Source organism: Winogradskyella sp. ECml5-4, assembly GCF_036903175.1.
GTDB classification, from domain to species: domain Bacteria; phylum Bacteroidota; class Bacteroidia; order Flavobacteriales; family Flavobacteriaceae; genus Winogradskyella; species Winogradskyella damuponensis.
Genome location: NZ_JAYJLF010000008.1, coordinates 133,706 through 150,790, shown reverse-complemented (window position 1 = coordinate 150,790; position 17,085 = coordinate 133,706). Strand labels below are relative to the sequence as shown.

The following is a 17,085-nucleotide window of genomic DNA, read 5'->3' as shown; positions in this document are numbered from 1 at the left end:
TCTTTTTTATGCATCCACAAATAATAACAATTGAAAGCAAAATAGTCGTTGGAATAAAAAGTGCTATGCATCATAGTGAGTTTGGTAATATTGTTGCCTTATGGAAACGTTTTATGCCAAGACATAGAGAAATTCACAATAGGTTGAATAACGAATTTATAGCGTTACAAGTTTATGATGATTTTAATACTATAGAAAAACCATTTGATATTTGGGCTTGTGTTGAAGTTAAAAACTTAGATCACATACCAGAAGGTATGAAGTCGTTTACAATTCCTAAAGGTATGTACGCATTGTGTCTTCATAAAGGCATGGATGCTTCTAAAACCTATGAGCAAATCATGAAGAAATGGTTACCACATTCTGGATACACAATTGATAATAGACCACATTTTCAAATTATGGGCGAAAAGTATATAAATGGAAGTCCGGATTCTGAAGAGGACTTTTATGTTCCTGTAAGATGAATTAAAAATTAACTCTAAAATCACAACCTACCTTATAATTACTACAACCAAAAGCTGTTTTGCCTTGTAGTATTTTCCCTGTTTTACACTTAGGACAAACATCACCGGCTTTAATTGTTGGTTTTTTTACGGTTTGCTTTGGTTCAAATTTTAATTTAAAATCAGTATCAAAGCGTAATAAACCTTCCTGAGAGCTGCCTTCAATTTTAAAGCCTTTTAAGTTTACAGTAGATCCTTTAGTTAATAATCTAATAAATTGTTTTTCAGAAATTTTCTTGTCACCAAAACTAAAGGGTAAGGTAAAATCGCAAGATTTTCCATAAAGGTTACAGCCATAAGCCGATTTCCCTTTTAATAAAGAACCCGTTTTACATTTAGGACAAGAATTACCCACTAATGATTGGGACTTTGATTTCGTTTTTGCTTTCGATTTTGGTTTTCCTACAGGTTTATTATTTACCGCCGAAATTCGAGTTTGTACCTTTTCACTTCGGACTTCATAAACTAAGGCATCAACCATGCGTTTCATTCCTCTAATAAAAGCACTTGCGCTAAACTCACCTTTTTCTATATCTTTTAATTGCTTTTCCCAAGAACCCGTAAGTTCGGCAGATTTAAGCAATTCATTCTGAATTGTATCAATAAGTTGAATTCCTGTTACCGTTGGTAATATCTGTTTTTTATTTCGCTTTATATATTTCCGTCTAAACAGTGTTTCAATAATATTGGCTCGTGTAGATGGACGTCCAATACCATTTTCTTTCATTAAATCTCTAAGCTCTTCATCTTCAACTTGCTTTCCTGCGGTTTCCATTGCTCGTAGGAGAGTCGCTTCTGTATATTGATTTGGTGCTTTTGTCTGTTTCTCTATAAATGAAGGTTCATGAGGTCCTTTTTCACCTTTTACAAAAGTAGGCAGTAAGGCATCCTCTTTTTTGTTGGACTTTTCAGACTCAAAAACAACACGCCATCCTTTAGATAAAATTTCTTTTCCTGTGGTTTTAAAGTTAACATCAGCCGCTTTTCCTATAACTGTGGTGTTTGATACTTTACAATCGTCATAAAAAACAGCTATAAAACGCTTTACAATAATGTCGTAAACTTGTTGCTCATTGTATTGCAAATGGGTTTGCATTCCGGTTGGAATAATAGCATGGTGATCTGTTACTTTCTTATCATTAAAAACACGAGAAGATTTCTTTATTTTTTTATTTAAAAGAGGTGTTATAAGAGTCGAATAATCAGTTAGTTTAGATAATATGTTTTTTACTTTAGGATATACATCATCAGGTAAAAAAGTGGTATCAACTCTAGGGTAGGTTACCGCTTTTTTTTCGTATAATTTCTGAGCTATTTTAAGCGTATCGTCTGCCGAAAATCCAAATTTCGTATTACAATAAACTTGCAATCCTGTTAAATCAAACAGTTTTGGTGCGTATTCTGTCCCTTTCTTTTTAGTGGTGGATACAATCTCAAATTCGTGTTCTTTGACTTTATTAGCTAAAATTTCACCATCTTCCATTTTAAGAAAACGGCCTTCCTCATAACTAAAAAGGGTAGCTCTATATAGTGTTTGTAATTCCCAATACGGTTGTGGTACAAAGTTTTCAATTTCCTTAAACCGATTTACAAGCATTGCCAAGGTTGGTGTTTGCACACGTCCTACAGACAGTACTTGCTTATAACCTCCATGTTTTACCGTATATAAGCGTGTGGCATTAATACCTAAAAGCCAATCTCCAATAGAACGCGAAAAACCAGCATAATACAGGTTGTCATAATTTTCTGAAGGCTTTAAATTCTTAAATCCTTCTTTTATAGCTTCAGTAGTTAACGACGAAATCCATAACCGTTCTACTTTTCCTTTATAGTTAGCTTTATTAATTACCCAACGTTGAATTAATTCTCCTTCTTGGCCAGCATCACCACAGTTAATGACAACATCTGCTTTATCAAATAAACTTTTTACAATCTTAAATTGCTTTTTTATACCATCATTGTTAGCCACCTTAACCTCAAACTTTTCAGGAAGCATAGGTAAGTTGTTTAAATCCCAACTTTTCCAATAAGGTTTATAGTCGGCAGGCTCAAATAAGGTACAAAGATGCCCAAAAGTGTATGTCACAGCATAGCCATTGCCTTCATAGTAGCCATCACGTTTTGTGGTAGCTCCTAGTACAGAGGCAATTTCTCTAGCAACACTTGGTTTTTCGGCAATACAGACTTTCAATTAAAATGAATTTAATGAGTGCGAAAATACAGAAATTTATAAATGAAAAGGCTATTTTTTTAGAGTTCTAAAACTAATTTTTGCCCAATTTTTAATGGAGACGATTGTTTAATGGAGTTGGTTTTGCAAAGTTGTGATACAGACATATTATTTCGTCTCGAAATGCCATAAAGCGTATCTCCTTTTTTTACCACATACACTTTAGGAGTCTTAATTAAACTAACCAATGCAGCTTCATCGGCAGATTTAATAACTTTTACTTTACTGACACGCCTTGAGTTGTGAAACCTAGCATGCGTCCACTTTTGTGTCACCCAAACTTGTTGTGATCTGATGGCATTTTTAGATGAAAAATCTAAAAGGTATTCCGGATGAATGTATTCACCTTTATAGCTTAATTCCAGATGTAAATGGCTTCCTCTAGAATTCCCCGTATTTCCACCTTTACCTATATACTGACCCTTATAAATTGTATCGTTAGCTTTAACACCAATGTGTGATAAGTGTGCGTATGTAGATTCTAAGCCATTAAAATGGCGTACAACAATTACATTTCCAAACCCATTTGCATATTTTGCAAAACGTACAATACCATCTAATATCGTTACTACAGTATCTCCAGTTACCAAATCAATATCAATACCTTTATGAGGTCGCCCTCTGCGCCAACCATATCGTGATGTAACGACTTTTTTATGAGGAACAGGAGAGGCATAAGTGCTATCTGTAAAACTTAATTCAATTGGAAACTCTTGAATGGTATTGGCATAAGGATTGTAAAGTGTCGTATCCCAATGTTCAGCTTTAATATCTACAACTTCGGCTTTTTTTGTTATTAGAGGTATTTCAATAGCTTCAATAACAACCCGTTTAAATTTAGTTGTTTGTAATTCTATTTTTAAAGACTTAGAAATTGAATCTTCTTGGGCGAATGTTTGAATTGTACAGTAGAAAAATGTGATACAGAAAACAATGTATTTCATAGAGGGCAAATAATCTAACAAACTTTGGAAACGTAAATATATAATAAATATTATTTGAAAATTAAATTTTTGAAAGTCCTGCGAATTTTTCTAACAAAAAGATCGTTTTCATAAAATTGAATAGGTATCTATTGTTCTGAGACTTTTTTTGTGAACCAAAGTGTTGTAAATTTGCAACTTCTAAAAAGTTAACCCGAAACTAAATTTATGTCTGTAACAAATCAAGCAGTTCAAGAAAAAAAAACCGATAAAGAATTATACGACTACCAACAAGGAGCCATAAGCCAAATTTTCGAAAAGTTTGACACAGAGCGCGAAGATTATCACTTGTTATACCAATTACCAACAGGTGGTGGAAAAACAGTAATTTTCTCTGAAATTGTACGTCAATACCTTAAAAATCACAAAAAGAAAGTAGTGATTATGACGCACAGAGTAGAACTTTGTAACCAAACGTCTAAGATGTTGGATGGTTTTGGTGTGACAAATAAAGTGGTCAATAGTAAGGCAAATTTAGATGATCAAGGAGACTATTCTTGTTTTGTGGCCATGGTTGAAACCTTAAATAATAGACTAAACGATGACATGTTAGATATTTCTGATGTTGGTTTAGTAATTATTGATGAGGCGCATTACAATTCATTTACCAAACTTTTTAAGTTTTTTGAAAAATCGTTTATTCTTGGAGTAACTGCAACGCCTTTAAGTTCAAATAAGGATTTGCCAATGAAGGATAATTACGATGAACTTATTACAGGTGAAACGATTGAGAATCTTATAGAAAATGAGTTTTTGGCAAGAGCAGAGACTTATGCATACGATATGGGATTAACGTCTTTAGAAGTGGGTTCTAATGGAGATTATACCGTAAAATCGTCTGAAGATTTATACTCTAGTCCGGCAATGTTGCAAAAACTAATTGATGCGTATAAAAAACATTCGCTAGGGAAGAAGACCTTAATCTTTAATAATGGTATTAACACATCTATTAGTGTGTATTATGCATTTAAAGAAGCAGATTTACCAATTATGCACTTGGATAACACCGCGACAAAGAAACAACGTAAGCAAATTTTACAATGGTTTCATGAAACTCCAGATGCTATATTAACATCGGTAAGTATCTTAACTACGGGATTTGATGAGCCAACTATTGATACCATTATCTTAAACAGAGCAACCAAATCCTTGACATTATATTACCAAATGATTGGTCGTGGGTCTCGTATTTTAAATAATAAATCGAAATTTACAACTATAGATTTAGGAAACAACCTGTATAGATTTGGACCTTGGGGTGCAGATTTAGATTGGCAATTAATCTTTAAATCGCCAAACTGGTATGCAGATCGTATTAAGGATGATGAAGCGATTGAATCAAACTTTAAACACGATTTATCCGATGAAATCAAAGAAGAATTCTCTAAGTCTGAAGAGACTTATTTTGATATTAAGCAAACGTACAAAGATGCTGTAGATAGTGGAGAATCTTCAAAAGTAGTACTTGAACGTTCTATAGAGCAACACGCTAAAATCTGTATAGAAAATAGTGAAGATGTTTACGATGCTTTGGCATTAGCGAAACTATTAAAGGACGATATCAATCAACGTATTGAAACTTATGCCAAATGTATTAGTAGAAGTACGTATAATTTCTTGAAATGGTTAAAGGACGACTACCAAAAGAAATTAAACTCGTATTTAAGAACTAATTTTGATGAGAAATTTGAAGAAATCCATGGATTTCCTCCTGAGGATTAAAGGTTTATAATAAACAGAATTAAATTGATTTTGTATTATAAAATAGCGTAGTTTCGCGCCTTATTTTAAAACACTATAAATGAAACGTATTAATCAATACAAAAAGCTTTTTTCTGTAGAAGATTCAATTAATCTTAAAGATTTAAAAAAGACCTACAGAAACTTAGTTAAAGAATGGCATCCAGATAAATTTCAAGATGGTGACGCCGGACAGGAAGAAGCTGAATTAAAGAGTGTTGAAATCATTGATGGGTATCATTTTTTAGTGAGCATTGCGCCAGAAACTAAAGCTGCAAACCTTGAAGAATATACTGCTACTATTACAGATTCTAGCATTTTAGATTTTCAGCATAAAGGACAGCTTTTAGAAATTACATTTTTAGATGGCAGCACTTATGAGTATTTTGGTGTTCCTAAAGGAGTTTTTATTAAATTCTTAAATTCAGATAAACAAATGCGTTTTGCAAGACGAAGTATTTTCAATTCGTATTTGTACAGAAAATCTAAAAAAGAGCTTCAGGAAGCTTAGAAAAGAGTAGACTTAGTATAAAATATAGTTATGAGCAACGAAAATTCCGATACAAACGAAGACATTTCAATCCATGAGATTGAAAACTGTATTTCTATATTAGAACGATTAGTTGCTAATACAAATCAAATTTTTGAAATTCCTAAAGCCCAACGTACGGCTTTAATCAAAGCATCAGGACAATTATCACGTCCAAGTAGAGAGGAATTTTCGCGACGTAAAAAAGACGCCAAAAAAGCCGCAAAACGTAAGCAAGCGGCTAGAGATAAAAATGCTAGAAAAGTAACAGGTATCAGAAGTGCAAGAGAAGCACATATTTTTGTAGCTCCTAAATTGTTACCTGAAGCCGATTTAAAAGCTAAAGAACAGTTAGAATTAGAATCTCCAAGAAACTGCTACGTTTGTAAAACCCTTTTCACCAAATTACATCATTTTTATGATACCATGTGTGAAGAGTGTGGCGATTTTAACTATGCCAAACGTTTTCAAACGGCAGATGTTAAAGGTCAAGTTGCTGTCATTACAGGGTCGCGTTTAAAAATTGGATACCATATCACCTTAATGTTATTACGTGGTGGCGCCACAGTTATTGCAACCACACGTTTTCCTGTAGATTCTGCCTTGCGTTTTTCTCAAGAAGAAGACTTTACAGAATGGGGCCATCGTTTAAAGATTCACGGTCTTGATTTAAGACATATTCCTAGTGTAGAAATTTTCTGTAACTTTATAGAACAACGCTACGAAAAACTAGATATTCTTATTAATAATGCAGCACAAACCGTAAGACGACCAGCAGGTTTTTACAGTCATTTAATGCCAAACGAAGAACGCCCAATAGAAGAGTTACCTAAGTTTGCACGCGATTTACTAAACGATCATACCGAATGTTTACAAGAGTTACAACAATTAACTTCTGGAGCATCTTCTAATAAAAATATGCCAGTAACTTGGCATGGACCAGAACCAGGTATTGGTTTAAGAGCGTCTGCTAAATTATCGCAGATTCCGTATAGTTTTGATAATACTTTAGTAGCTCAAGAAGTCTTTCCAGAGGGAAAATTAGATGCCGATTTACAACAAGTGGATTTAAGAAAAACCAACAGTTGGAGATTAAAACTAGGTGAAATTGAAACCACAGAAATGATTGAAGTACAGCTTGTCAATTCTGTAGCACCATTTGTTTTGTGTAATCGTCTATCTGAAGTAATGAAGAAAGAGAATACAGGTAAGAAGCACATTATCAATGTTTCAGCCATGGAAGGAAAGTTTCATTCTTTTTTTAAAGAAGACCGTCACCCACATACCAATATGGCCAAAGCCGCTTTAAATATGTTAACGCATACCGCTGCTGGTAGTTTAGCTAAAGAAGGTATCTATATGAACGCTGTGGATACAGGTTGGGTAACTGACGAAGATCCTGCGGAATTAGCAAAACGAAAACAAGAATTACACGATTTTCAACCACCTTTAGATATTGTTGATGGTGCAGCACGTGTACTGGATCCTTTATTTGATGGTATTAATACAGGTAAACATTGGTCTGGTAAATTCTTAAAAGACTACCGACCTATTAGTTGGTAATTACACTTCAAACATTATCTAAATTTTAATTTTGTACTTAAATTTTCGGATTATCCAAAGTACAAATTACCTTTGCAACATAATAAAAGACTATGGCATCATTTTCAGAATTAGGAATACATAAGAATTACATCAAAGGTTTAAAAGAACTTAATATTGTAAATCCTACAGAGATACAAGAAACCGTAATTCCTATTTTATTAAAATCTAAAACCGATTTAATAGGATTAGCACAAACCGGAACGGGTAAAACAGCAGCCTTTGGCTTACCTGTGTTACACGCTATTGATACTAATAACTCTGACGTACAAGCTTTAATTATTGCGCCAACACGTGAATTAGTTCAACAAATACAAAAGCAACTCTTTAGATTTACAAAGTATATTGACCAAAAGATTTTTGCTGAAGGTGTTTATGGAGGTGAAAAAATTGACAAACAAATTAAAGCCTTAAAAAGAACCACACATATTGTTGTGGCAACACCAGGGCGTTTACTTGATTTGGTAGAACGTGGTGATGTTGATATTTCTAAAGTAAAGATTTTAGTCTTAGATGAAGCTGATGAAATGCTAAGCATGGGCTTTAAAGAAGATTTAACTAAAATCCTTAAATTCAATACGTCTAAACGTAATACGTGGTTGTTTTCAGCAACGATGCCAGAAGAAATTAAGCGTATTGTAAAAACGTATATGTCTCCAGATGCTGTTAAAATAGAAGTGAATAAAAATGCTTTAGTTAACGAAAACATTTCTCATCATTATGTAAATACGTCTATCAAAGACAAGCTCAATATGATTATTCGCATCTTAGACAAGCGTCAAGATGAAAGAGGTATTATTTTTTGTAAAACCAAAGCCGGTACACAAGCATTGGCACATCAATTACAGCAAGAAGGTTTTGCTGTTGGTGCCTTAGAAGGTGATATGCAACAAAAGGAGCGCGATAAAGTGATGCGTGCTTTTAAAAACGAAAGTTTACAAGTTTTAATTTCTACAGATGTTTCTGCACGAGGTATTGATGTTAATAATCTCGCTTTTGTATTGCATCATCAATTACCAGAGCATTTAGATTATTACACGCACCGAAGTGGAAGAACCGCAAGAGCTGGTAAAACAGGGCAGTCTATTGCTTTAATTATTCCTGGCGAAATGCAGAAGGTATTAGAGATACAAAAAGCTTTAGGAATTACGTTTAAAGAACTTACAATGTAAAAATAGAGTTCACTAAGCTTTTAAGCTAAAACCAAACGTTTTAATTTTTGATGGAATTTTATCAAAAAGCATAAGGACTAAAGGTTTGTTTTAAATTAGTGTAGTTCTTAAAACTCTTCAAATTCATAATACAGCACTTTCATATTTTAGTATTATATTGTGTCTTTAATTAATTAACACACAATTTTAATACACATGAAATCATTTTCAATAGAAGATATAAACGCCATTGTACAAGGTGAAGTTATAGGTGAAACCACCAATAAAATAAAAGGATTAGAACAAATTCAAAAAGCAAACGAAAACCAAGCAACCTTTATTGGTAATCGGAAGTTTGCTGGTTTATGGGCTACTTCTAAAGCCAGTTTAGCCATTGTTAATGATAATATAGATATTGATCCTGGAGAGAACCGTGTGTTTATTAAAGTTAAGAATGCCGATTTAGCCATGGCTAAATTGTTAGAGACGTTTACTCCAAAACCTCCACATTTTGAAACCGAAATTCATCCTTTAGCCACCATTGATAAGTCTGCTAAAATAGGGGAAGGCACTAAAGTAGGTGCTGGTTCTTATATTGGTAAAGATGTGGTTTTAGGAAGTAATGTTATTATTTACCCTAACGTGACTATTTTAGATGAAACAACCATAGGCGACCACACTGTAGTTTGGTCTGGTACTGTGATTAGAGAGCGTTCTGTAATTGGCAGCTATTGTATTTTTCATAATAATGTGAGTATTGGAGCTGATGGTTTTGGCTATCGTCCGAGTGATGATGGTAGAGGCTTAGTAAAGATTCCACATATTGGAAATGTGGTTATTGGTAATGCTGTTGAGATTGGAGCTAACTCTTGTGTAGATCGTGGTAAATTTAGTTCTACGATTATTGGTGACGGATGTAAGATTGATAATTTGGTTCAAATAGCACATAACTGTGTGCTAGGACGTTCTTGTATTATGGCAGGAAGCTCAGGACTAGCGGGTTCTGTAACCTTAGGAGATGGAGTTATTATTGGAGGTTCGGCTTCTATAAAAGATCATACTACTATTCATTCAGGAGCTACTGTAGGAGCAGGCTCTGGCGTAATGAATGATGTCGCTGCAGGGAAAACGGTATTAGGTTATCCTGCTGTAGACTCTAGAGAAATGCTAAAACAATGGGTGGCGCTTCGTAAGTTGGCTAGGTAATTAGTTAGCTATTAGCGACAGTATAAGCTCAGAAATTATATACATATATTGACGTCAGTTTGAATGCGGTTCCTTTTTAGGATTTCATTCTAACTGACGTTATTTTTTGCAATACACTTAAGCAGATTTCTGTTCTACATTTTGTTTTAAATGTAATAAACCAGCGACCATACCATCTAATTCGTGTTCTAAGAAGTTAGCGTTTCTTTTGCTAAATCCTTTAATGGTATTGGAGTATAGTTCTACACCACAATGCTTTATACAAACACTATAAGTGTCATTTTCTGCATCTAATTTTACTGAAGTTCTGTAATCGCTTGACACTAATAACCAGTAACATAAACTATTAATCTGGTTAAACAAAGAGAATTTTGTTTCCATAATATTTAGATTTAATAGATAGAGGGAGATCTACAGCAAAGGTATGTGCAAAGCTATTTGGACTCAAACTTGTTTGTTGTAGGGCTTAGTTTTATCGGTAAGCTGTTTTTAATCGCTTATAAATCCGATAATTAGCAGTATTTAATTTGTGGCATCATATTTGAATACTATTAAGTAATTATTAAAATTAAATATAATACAATGAGTAAAGGAACAGTAAAATTCTTCAATGATGCTAAAGGTTTTGGTTTTATCACCGAAGAAGGTTCAAACAAAGAACATTTTGTCCACATTTCTGGATTAGTCGATGAAATTCGTGAAGGCGATGACGTAGAATTTGATCTTACAGAAGGCAAAAAAGGTTTAAACGCAGTAAATGTAAAAGTTATCTAATATATATTACTTAACCTAAATTATGGAAGCTCATCACTATGTGATGGGCTTTTTTACGTTATAAGCGTTCTGTTTTAAGTGTGTCTTTCAATACCATTAAGATTATTATTAAATGCGGTAATGTATGGTTAGTGTTCTTTCTAATTTTATAATATTAAGACGCTTAAAAATTTAGTTGAATATTAAAAAACAAATACAAGATGTTAAAACCAAGACAGCAAACACCAGACTTAAAGATTAATTTAGTTAATGGAGCAGAATGGGAGCTAAGTAAACAGCAGCCCGAAGCCTTTACATTACTTATTGTTTACAGAGGTCTTCACTGTCCGGTGTGTAAAACATACTTAGAAACGTTACAGAGCAAATTATCTAAATTTCAAGATTTGGGAGTTAAGGTTATCGCTGTAAGTAGTGATACAGAAGCTAAAGCAAAACAAACCTATGAGGAATGGGCTATTACTGATGTCCCTTTAGGTTATGCGTTTCCTATAGCAGAAGCCCGTAAATGGGGATTGTTTATATCTAAAGGTATTAAGGATGAGCCTGATACATTTATAGAACCAGGATTGTTTGTTATACGACCAAATCAGGAGTTGTATTGTGCTTCTATACAGACGATGCCGTTTGCACGACCAGGATTGGATGATGTGATTAATGCCATCAAATTTGTATTGGATAAGGATTATCCGGCTAGAGGTGAGGCTTGATTTTAGGTGGTAGGGATTAGGTGTTAGGTGGTAGGTGTTAGGTGGTAGGGATTAGGTGTTAGGTGTTAGGTGTTAGGTGGTAGGTGTTAGGTGGTAGGGATTAGGTAAATTAACGACATTGGATTTCATGAGTGAAACACAAAATTTTAAGATTCAACATTTGCCACGTTTATTAGTAGCTGCTGGTAAATCATGGTTTGATGGTGCACCGTTTCAGCGTAGTGCTATTGTGGCGTATTATGCGGTGTTGTCCTTACCGGCTTTGGTGATTATTATTTTAAAAGTAGTTGGTAGTTTTTGGGGTGAAGATATTGTACAAGGGGAGTTGCTTAGTGAAATTTCGAGAGCTATTGGTCCAGATGCGGCTGACGCAATTAGAACTATGATTGCGAATCAAAGTGGCGCGAAAACCTCTGTTTTTGCTACTGTTATAGGTATTGGTACGTTGCTTTACGGTTCTACAGGTGTGTTTTTTCAGTTACAGTCTGCTTTAGATACCATTTGGGAACAAGAACCCTCTTATAAAAACGATGTTGTTGCAACTTTAATGAGTCGAGTAAAAAGTTTTGGTTTTATACTTATTTTAGGTTTTTTATTGTTGACTAGTTTTATACTGACCTCTTTATTAAGTACGTTTAGCAAGCAATTGAATCGGTTTTTGCCAGATAATCTCTTTGATTATGTGTTTGTAGTTGACTTTTTAGTATCGGTAGGATTCATTTATATTTTATTTGCTACGATGTTTAAATATTTACCTTCAGCTAAGATATCATGGCTGTCTGTAAGAGTAGGAGCTGCACTAACCACTTTGTTTTTTCTCATAGGTAAATATTTGTTAGCCCTCTATTTTAATACTATGGAACCAGGATCTACATACGGAGCTGCAGGTTCTATTATACTTATTATGCTTTGGGTATCTTACTCGAGTTTGATTTTATTATATGGTGCACATTTTACCAAAGCCTATGCTGATGATTATGTTTCAGGAGATTACATAACTGGAAAGGATTAGAATTTGATGTCTTTATAGGTGCTGTTTTTATAATCCTTAACATTTATAAAACGTATTTTTGTTTCTAATAGCTGTCATAATTGCTGTAAAATGGTTAGTTTTGCCGCACATAGAAGCATTGGTATTATAATTGGATACGAAAGAAAACTAATTCATGCTTATTTTGAATAAAAACAATTACTGTGTTAAAACTATTAAAGAAATTATTTTCATCTCATAAAGGAACGGCTCAACAAGAAGGCACCGTTAAATTTTTCAACTATGCAAAGGGGTTTGGTTTTATAACCATTACAGATTCTGGTGAGGAAATCTTTGTACATAAGTCTGATCTTAAAACAAGAATTAAACAAGGTAACAAGGTTTCGTTTAATGTTGAAAAAAGTGATAAAGGACCAGTTGCTGTAAATGTGAGCAAGATTTCTAAATAAGTTATAGGAATCGTATAGGCCTTTATTTTTATTTATTTCCCAGAATACATAAGTTATACTTGATACTTTATTAGAAGTAAGGCAACTCTAATGGTTTTAAATAATATTTTACATAATATAAATTATAGGACAAACTAGGTTTAAGACTTATATAGTAATCATTTGGATATTTAGTTGATTATAGGCGTTTATGTATATGCGGTATATTTTCCGTATTTGAGTATTTGTACGGTTTATTTCTTTTTACGCGATTCTCAGGACGCTTAAAACTTTTGGTTTGTTGTGATTCTAATTATTACACTTCAGTTTCTTGTAGACGTTTTATGGTGTCTTTATAGTTTAATAAAAAAAGCAAGTAAAATAGATTTGTTGTTTGGTCTAATATGTTTTGAACTTGTAGTGTCTTACATCTGTTATACCGTTTATATTGTTTTGATTTCGTGCTTAACTAGATACACAGCTTATCCGAGTGTTATCTGAAGGACACCCGACGCATACCCGAATGAGACCCGAAGGAACTACGGGTGAACCTCATATTTGATATGACAACAGATTGCTATTGCACCCAGGCTATTACTGGCTTTAAGCGCTATTAGTTGGTCTGTATTCTATTTTACATAATATTATGTAGCATTGTTTTTATTTTTATGAGCTTAGATTATGGCTATACATTGCATGGCTTGTGGGGTTTGGTATGCTTGGTAAGATTGATGTTGTTGTTTTAGATATGCGATGCCTAACCATACTGTAATGGCCACATCTGTTGGAATGCCACTTGGTGTTGGTGCCTGCCATTGCAGACTGATATTGTGGTGTGTTGTATGTAGTTCTAATGGCTGACTTTGTACAATGCCACCTAAGGTGTTATGTTTTGGATGTGCGGGTTTATACGTTTTTATTTTGGCATGCCATTGCCATTTAGATACACAACTGATGGCTGCTGAAAGCTGATAATGTGTGGCTTTTTTGGGAACTTTAGAATGTTGGTTTGCTGTGCTTTGTGGACACTTTATTGTAATTACAGTCCGTTGTGTATTGGTTGAAACTTTTGTTTTTGAGTTGTGTAAGTGGTGGAACGCTAAGTCACTATTGAGTTGAAAGCCTATGAGGTCTGAAGGGCTATTGAAAAGATTGGCCTCTCTTTCTCCGAAGGTACCACTCCCCTTTTGAATGATTTTACGACAACAACCTGTTAAACGACTCGCCATATAGTTGTGTTTGAATTGATTGGCTTTGTCTGCTAAGCCTTTTCTGATGGCTTTAGATAGTTGTGATGCTGCTGCAAACTCTTGGTTGTTGCGTTTTATGTTTATAAAGGCTGGATCGTTGTTAATGCGCTCTCTTGATGGTCCAACGGCTTTGCGTACAATGTATTGGCCATTGAGTTGGTAAAAGCACTTTCCATTTAAGGTGCCTACGAGTTTTAGGATGCCTTTTTGTCTGGACATTTGGTTTTGAGCTTGTTAGAAGTTACAAAATAGTAAAAAAAGTTTTTTTATTGGTATTAAATTACTTAGAATTAGGGTTTTAGGTGTGTACTTGTAAAATATGTTTTTAATATCTTTTGTCTTGAAACAAAAGAAACAAAAATTCAAGGCGGCATATAATTTTGGAAACGATTACGGCTCTTTTCGCTATATTTTAAGAAACATGGGAACTCCTTAAGATTGCTTTGAAATCCTATGAAAGACTAAAATTTTTAAGTGTATGTATTATTAGCCCCTTAAAATATGGACGCTGCACTCACCTATCGTTTTGCCAAAATGATATGAGGCCAGGCTAAGCATTGGAACTTTACAGGGTATATGGATCATTGAGTTGATAAAAGCACTTTCCATTTAAGGTGCCTACGAGTTTTAGGATGCCTTTTTGTCTGGACATTTGGTTTTGAGCTTGTTAGAGCTTGTAAAATACGGAATTTTTTGGATTTCTAGAATTGGGGTCAGGGTTCAGTGTGAAGGCTTTTAGAATCAAGAACCTAGAACCTAGAGGTAAGAATTAAGACAGTATATGATTTTTTCGTTTAGAAAGTTGTCTGTTAACTTGTTGATTGTTAAATTTATAGATCTAAGACCATAATCATGGAGCAACTATTTCATCTTAATGTTGAGGCTTACCGACTCATACTACTCGTTGTTTGTGTTATTATAATAGGTGTTGTCTATAGATATATATCCTCTAAAATATTATCTAGACGCCAACTTTACTACAGAAATGTTTATTTAAAATCGGATGCTTGGAAACGTAAACGCTATGTCGTTTTAAAAAGAGATAATTGGAGTTGTGTGCGTTGCGGTGCCTATGCTACGCAAGTGCATCATAAGCGTTATGCCAAGAAAAATATTGGTAAAGAACCTATAAAATGGTTAGTGTCTATTTGTAAGCCGTGCCATGATCGATTGCATTAGTTATTCTATTTTAGATTCGTTGTTGGTATTTGTTTGATGGTGGTTGATTATACACCCAATAGTTTATATATTAATCACATAAAAAGTAAAAACTAACAGATCAACGTCGTGTTATTTGCTTTCTTCAATCTTGTTTTTTCTAAGGTCTTTCATAAAATAGCCAAACATAATGATGATAAAAAAGGCAAATGGTAATGAGGTTATAATTAACAGTCGCTGCACGGCTTCTAAAACATTAATATTTGCTTTTACATTACCTAATAACACTAAAGCTATTGTGGCTAATAAAATGAAAATAGACCAAATGACGCGATGTGTTTTACTCGGATTTTTAGCGCCATTATCCGTAAACATACTTAAAACAAATACGGCAGAATCTACAGAAGTGATTAAAAAACTGATTAATAAGAGAACCGATGTTATATTTAAAAAGGTGGCATAAGGATAATGCTCAAAAAAGGTAAATATGGATGAAAATACATTACCGAATTCATTGTTATAGACGCCCCATTCATCAATTAAATTAAAAGCAGCGGTGCCAAAAACAGAAAACCAAAAGAAGGTTCCTAAGCAAGGAATAATTAAGACACCTAATAGCAATTGTCGTATGGTACGCCCTTTGGAAATACGTGCAATAAAAATGCCCGTAAAAGGCGCCCAAGCCAACCAGAATGCCCAATAATAGAATGTCCAATCCGTTAAAAACTCCGTTCCAGGATTGTAATTTCCAATGGCCAGACTCATTGGTATAAAATCTATGATATAATAAAACGTCGCTGTAGCAAAAGCCATTAAAATAGCACTCATATCGCTAGTGATAAATATAAACATCAGGATAGCAAACGTGGTTATGATATTTAATTTAGAAAATATTTGAATTCCTTTGTTTACTCCTTGCCAAGCCGAATAACAGGCTACGGCAGAAATGAGTATACAAAGTAAAATGGTTGCAATTAATCCGAAGTTAGCCCCCATTATATGATTGATACCCTCTTTTATTTGGGTTGTTCCCAAGCCTATGGCCGCAATTAAGCCAAAAATGGTGGTAATAATGGTGATAATGTCTACTGCATTTTTGGCCGTATTACTTTTTATATGATCCTCTATGGTGGCACTAATACTCACTTTCTTATTTCTTATGTATAAGCCATAACCAATAATTAAGGCAAAAAGGCCATAAAACGCCCAAGCTGTTAATCCCCATTGGTAAAAGGTAAATTCTAATGCTAAGGTATTTGCTGGTAAATTAGATGTATAAGGCGGATTCTGTTGCATAAAAACAGGCTCTTGTACGGCACGCAACAAAATGCCAGATCCCATACCTGCACTGTATAGCATGGCCGTCCATGCCCAGAGGGAGTATTCAGGTTTGGCAGATGGTTTGCCTAGTTTGATATTTCCGTAACGCGAACATGCTATCGCCAATAATGCTAAAACACATGCAAACCCTAAGTAGAGATAGAAATACCCAAAATAATTGCGGACCCATAGTGACGCTTTATCAATAACGTTATAACTCGTTTCGGTAGCAAAAAAGACCAGTATGGTACAGCTGAAAATGATGGCCACAGAAATAGATAAAATGGCATGTTTCTGAATGTATTTGAACATTAAGATGCGTTGTGTTTTTACAAAAATAAGGATTAGAATGTAAATCTTAATTCCTAAAGCTGCTGTTGTGTTGGTTTAGTGGGTAAAAAGGTAAACGTTGGAACTTTATTTTTCATTATGATGACTGGTTTATATCGTTTATAAAGTTGTTTTCTTTATATCTTTTTTTCTTGATAAAAAAAGACATCGAAGATTCAC

General features: G+C 34.0%; 16 protein-coding genes. 11 read left to right on the top strand and 5 right to left on the bottom strand.

Features of this window, described 5'->3' with window-relative positions; translation table 11 throughout:
* The first annotated feature begins 8 nt into the window (after positions 1 to 8).
* Positions 9 to 467 (top strand): GyrI-like domain-containing protein, encoded by a 459-nt coding sequence (locus tag VDP25_RS09555; RefSeq protein WP_334469179.1) that lies wholly within the window; start codon positions 9 to 11, stop codon positions 465 to 467.
* A gap of 1 nt (position 468) precedes the next feature.
* Here VDP25_RS09555 and VDP25_RS09550 read toward each other — a convergent pair whose 3' ends face one another.
* Together VDP25_RS09550 and VDP25_RS09545 are read right to left on the bottom strand one after the other, a co-directional pair.
* The gene (locus tag VDP25_RS09550; RefSeq protein WP_334469177.1) at positions 469 to 2,697 is read right to left on the bottom strand and encodes a type IA DNA topoisomerase; all 2,229 of its coding nucleotides are present in this window, start codon (positions 2,695 to 2,697) and stop codon (positions 469 to 471) included.
* Positions 2,698 to 2,756: 59 nt separating this feature from the next.
* Complete coding sequence (locus VDP25_RS09545; protein WP_334469175.1) at positions 2,757 to 3,680, bottom strand: peptidoglycan DD-metalloendopeptidase family protein; 924 nt, start codon at positions 3,678 to 3,680, stop codon at positions 2,757 to 2,759.
* A 207-nt stretch (positions 3,681 to 3,887) separates the two neighbouring features.
* On the opposite strand from VDP25_RS09545, the gene VDP25_RS09540 reads away from it, so the two are divergent.
* The 5 genes from VDP25_RS09540 to lpxD all read left to right on the top strand — a co-directional run bounded on the left by VDP25_RS09540 (position 3,888) and on the right by lpxD (position 9,947).
* A complete protein-coding gene (locus tag VDP25_RS09540; RefSeq protein ID WP_334469173.1) occupies positions 3,888 to 5,441 on the top strand; it encodes a DEAD/DEAH box helicase in 1,554 nt (517 codons plus the stop codon).
* Between the two features lie 79 nt (positions 5,442 to 5,520).
* Complete coding sequence (locus tag VDP25_RS09535; RefSeq protein ID WP_215925681.1) at positions 5,521 to 5,970, top strand: KTSC domain-containing protein; 450 nt, start codon at positions 5,521 to 5,523, stop codon at positions 5,968 to 5,970.
* A gap of 30 nt (positions 5,971 to 6,000) precedes the next feature.
* The gene (locus VDP25_RS09530) at positions 6,001 to 7,551 is read left to right on the top strand and encodes an SDR family oxidoreductase (RefSeq protein ID WP_334469169.1); all 1,551 of its coding nucleotides are present in this window, start codon (positions 6,001 to 6,003) and stop codon (positions 7,549 to 7,551) included.
* A gap of 92 nt (positions 7,552 to 7,643) precedes the next feature.
* Entirely contained in the window at positions 7,644 to 8,762 is a 1,119-nt protein-coding gene (locus VDP25_RS09525; RefSeq protein WP_334469168.1) for a DEAD/DEAH box helicase, read from the top strand.
* 195 nt (positions 8,763 to 8,957) lie between these two features.
* Positions 8,958 to 9,947 carry a UDP-3-O-(3-hydroxymyristoyl)glucosamine N-acyltransferase gene (gene lpxD / locus VDP25_RS09520; protein WP_334469165.1) on the top strand — a complete coding sequence of 330 codons (990 nt, stop codon included), beginning with the start codon at positions 8,958 to 8,960 and terminating at the stop codon, positions 9,945 to 9,947.
* A 117-nt stretch (positions 9,948 to 10,064) separates the two neighbouring features.
* Here the strand turns inward: lpxD and VDP25_RS09515 are convergent, their stop codons facing one another.
* Positions 10,065 to 10,328 (bottom strand): hypothetical protein, encoded by a 264-nt coding sequence (locus VDP25_RS09515; protein ID WP_334469163.1) that lies wholly within the window; start codon positions 10,326 to 10,328, stop codon positions 10,065 to 10,067.
* Positions 10,329 to 10,529: 201 nt separating this feature from the next.
* Here VDP25_RS09515 and VDP25_RS09510 point away from each other — a divergent pair, with 201 nt between their 5' ends.
* From VDP25_RS09510 to VDP25_RS09495, 4 genes are all read left to right on the top strand, one after another.
* A complete protein-coding gene (locus VDP25_RS09510) occupies positions 10,530 to 10,721 on the top strand; it encodes a cold-shock protein (RefSeq protein WP_215925676.1) in 192 nt (63 codons plus the stop codon).
* A gap of 200 nt (positions 10,722 to 10,921) precedes the next feature.
* Positions 10,922 to 11,428: a redoxin domain-containing protein gene (locus VDP25_RS09505; RefSeq protein ID WP_334469159.1), complete on the top strand. Its 507-nt coding sequence runs from the start codon at positions 10,922 to 10,924 to the stop codon at positions 11,426 to 11,428.
* A 127-nt stretch (positions 11,429 to 11,555) separates the two neighbouring features.
* The gene (locus VDP25_RS09500) at positions 11,556 to 12,440 is read left to right on the top strand and encodes a YihY/virulence factor BrkB family protein (RefSeq protein ID WP_334469156.1); all 885 of its coding nucleotides are present in this window, start codon (positions 11,556 to 11,558) and stop codon (positions 12,438 to 12,440) included.
* A gap of 182 nt (positions 12,441 to 12,622) precedes the next feature.
* A complete protein-coding gene (locus tag VDP25_RS09495; protein ID WP_334469154.1) occupies positions 12,623 to 12,868 on the top strand; it encodes a cold-shock protein in 246 nt (81 codons plus the stop codon).
* A gap of 653 nt (positions 12,869 to 13,521) precedes the next feature.
* Here the strand turns inward: VDP25_RS09495 and VDP25_RS09490 are convergent.
* The gene (locus VDP25_RS09490) at positions 13,522 to 14,316 is read right to left on the bottom strand and encodes a hypothetical protein (RefSeq protein ID WP_334469152.1); all 795 of its coding nucleotides are present in this window, start codon (positions 14,314 to 14,316) and stop codon (positions 13,522 to 13,524) included.
* Positions 14,317 to 14,949: 633 nt separating this feature from the next.
* Between VDP25_RS09490 and VDP25_RS09485 the strand changes: the two genes are divergently transcribed.
* Positions 14,950 to 15,276, top strand: a complete 327-nt coding sequence (locus VDP25_RS09485; RefSeq protein WP_334469149.1) for an HNH endonuclease — start codon at positions 14,950 to 14,952, stop codon at positions 15,274 to 15,276.
* Between the two features lie 111 nt (positions 15,277 to 15,387).
* On the opposite strand, the gene VDP25_RS09480 is transcribed toward VDP25_RS09485, so the two are convergent.
* Positions 15,388 to 16,887 carry a BCCT family transporter gene (locus VDP25_RS09480; RefSeq protein ID WP_334469146.1) on the bottom strand — a complete coding sequence of 500 codons (1,500 nt, stop codon included), beginning with the start codon at positions 16,885 to 16,887 and terminating at the stop codon, positions 15,388 to 15,390.
* Between the last annotated feature and the right edge of the window lie 198 nt (positions 16,888 to 17,085).

What these genes read in the sequence shown, in the direction of transcription:
- VDP25_RS09555 (WP_334469179.1), top strand. Translation starts at nt 9, where the DNA reads ATGCATCCACAAATAATAACAATTGAAAGCAAAATAGTCGTTGGAATA.
- VDP25_RS09545 (WP_334469175.1), bottom strand. Translation starts at nt 3,680, where the DNA reads ATGAAATACATTGTTTTCTGTATCACATTTTTCTACTGTACAATTCAA.
- VDP25_RS09540 (WP_334469173.1), top strand. Translation starts at nt 3,888, where the DNA reads ATGTCTGTAACAAATCAAGCAGTTCAAGAAAAAAAAACCGATAAAGAA.
- VDP25_RS09535 (WP_215925681.1), top strand. Translation starts at nt 5,521, where the DNA reads ATGAAACGTATTAATCAATACAAAAAGCTTTTTTCTGTAGAAGATTCA.
- VDP25_RS09530 (WP_334469169.1), top strand. Translation starts at nt 6,001, where the DNA reads ATGAGCAACGAAAATTCCGATACAAACGAAGACATTTCAATCCATGAG.
- VDP25_RS09525 (WP_334469168.1), top strand. Translation starts at nt 7,644, where the DNA reads ATGGCATCATTTTCAGAATTAGGAATACATAAGAATTACATCAAAGGT.
- lpxD (WP_334469165.1), top strand. Translation starts at nt 8,958, where the DNA reads ATGAAATCATTTTCAATAGAAGATATAAACGCCATTGTACAAGGTGAA.
- VDP25_RS09515 (WP_334469163.1), bottom strand. Translation starts at nt 10,328, where the DNA reads ATGGAAACAAAATTCTCTTTGTTTAACCAGATTAATAGTTTATGTTAC.
- VDP25_RS09510 (WP_215925676.1), top strand. Translation starts at nt 10,530, where the DNA reads ATGAGTAAAGGAACAGTAAAATTCTTCAATGATGCTAAAGGTTTTGGT.
- VDP25_RS09505 (WP_334469159.1), top strand. Translation starts at nt 10,922, where the DNA reads ATGTTAAAACCAAGACAGCAAACACCAGACTTAAAGATTAATTTAGTT.
- VDP25_RS09500 (WP_334469156.1), top strand. Translation starts at nt 11,556, where the DNA reads ATGAGTGAAACACAAAATTTTAAGATTCAACATTTGCCACGTTTATTA.
- VDP25_RS09490 (WP_334469152.1), bottom strand. Translation starts at nt 14,316, where the DNA reads ATGTCCAGACAAAAAGGCATCCTAAAACTCGTAGGCACCTTAAATGGA.
- VDP25_RS09485 (WP_334469149.1), top strand. Translation starts at nt 14,950, where the DNA reads ATGGAGCAACTATTTCATCTTAATGTTGAGGCTTACCGACTCATACTA.
- VDP25_RS09480 (WP_334469146.1), bottom strand. Translation starts at nt 16,887, where the DNA reads ATGTTCAAATACATTCAGAAACATGCCATTTTATCTATTTCTGTGGCC.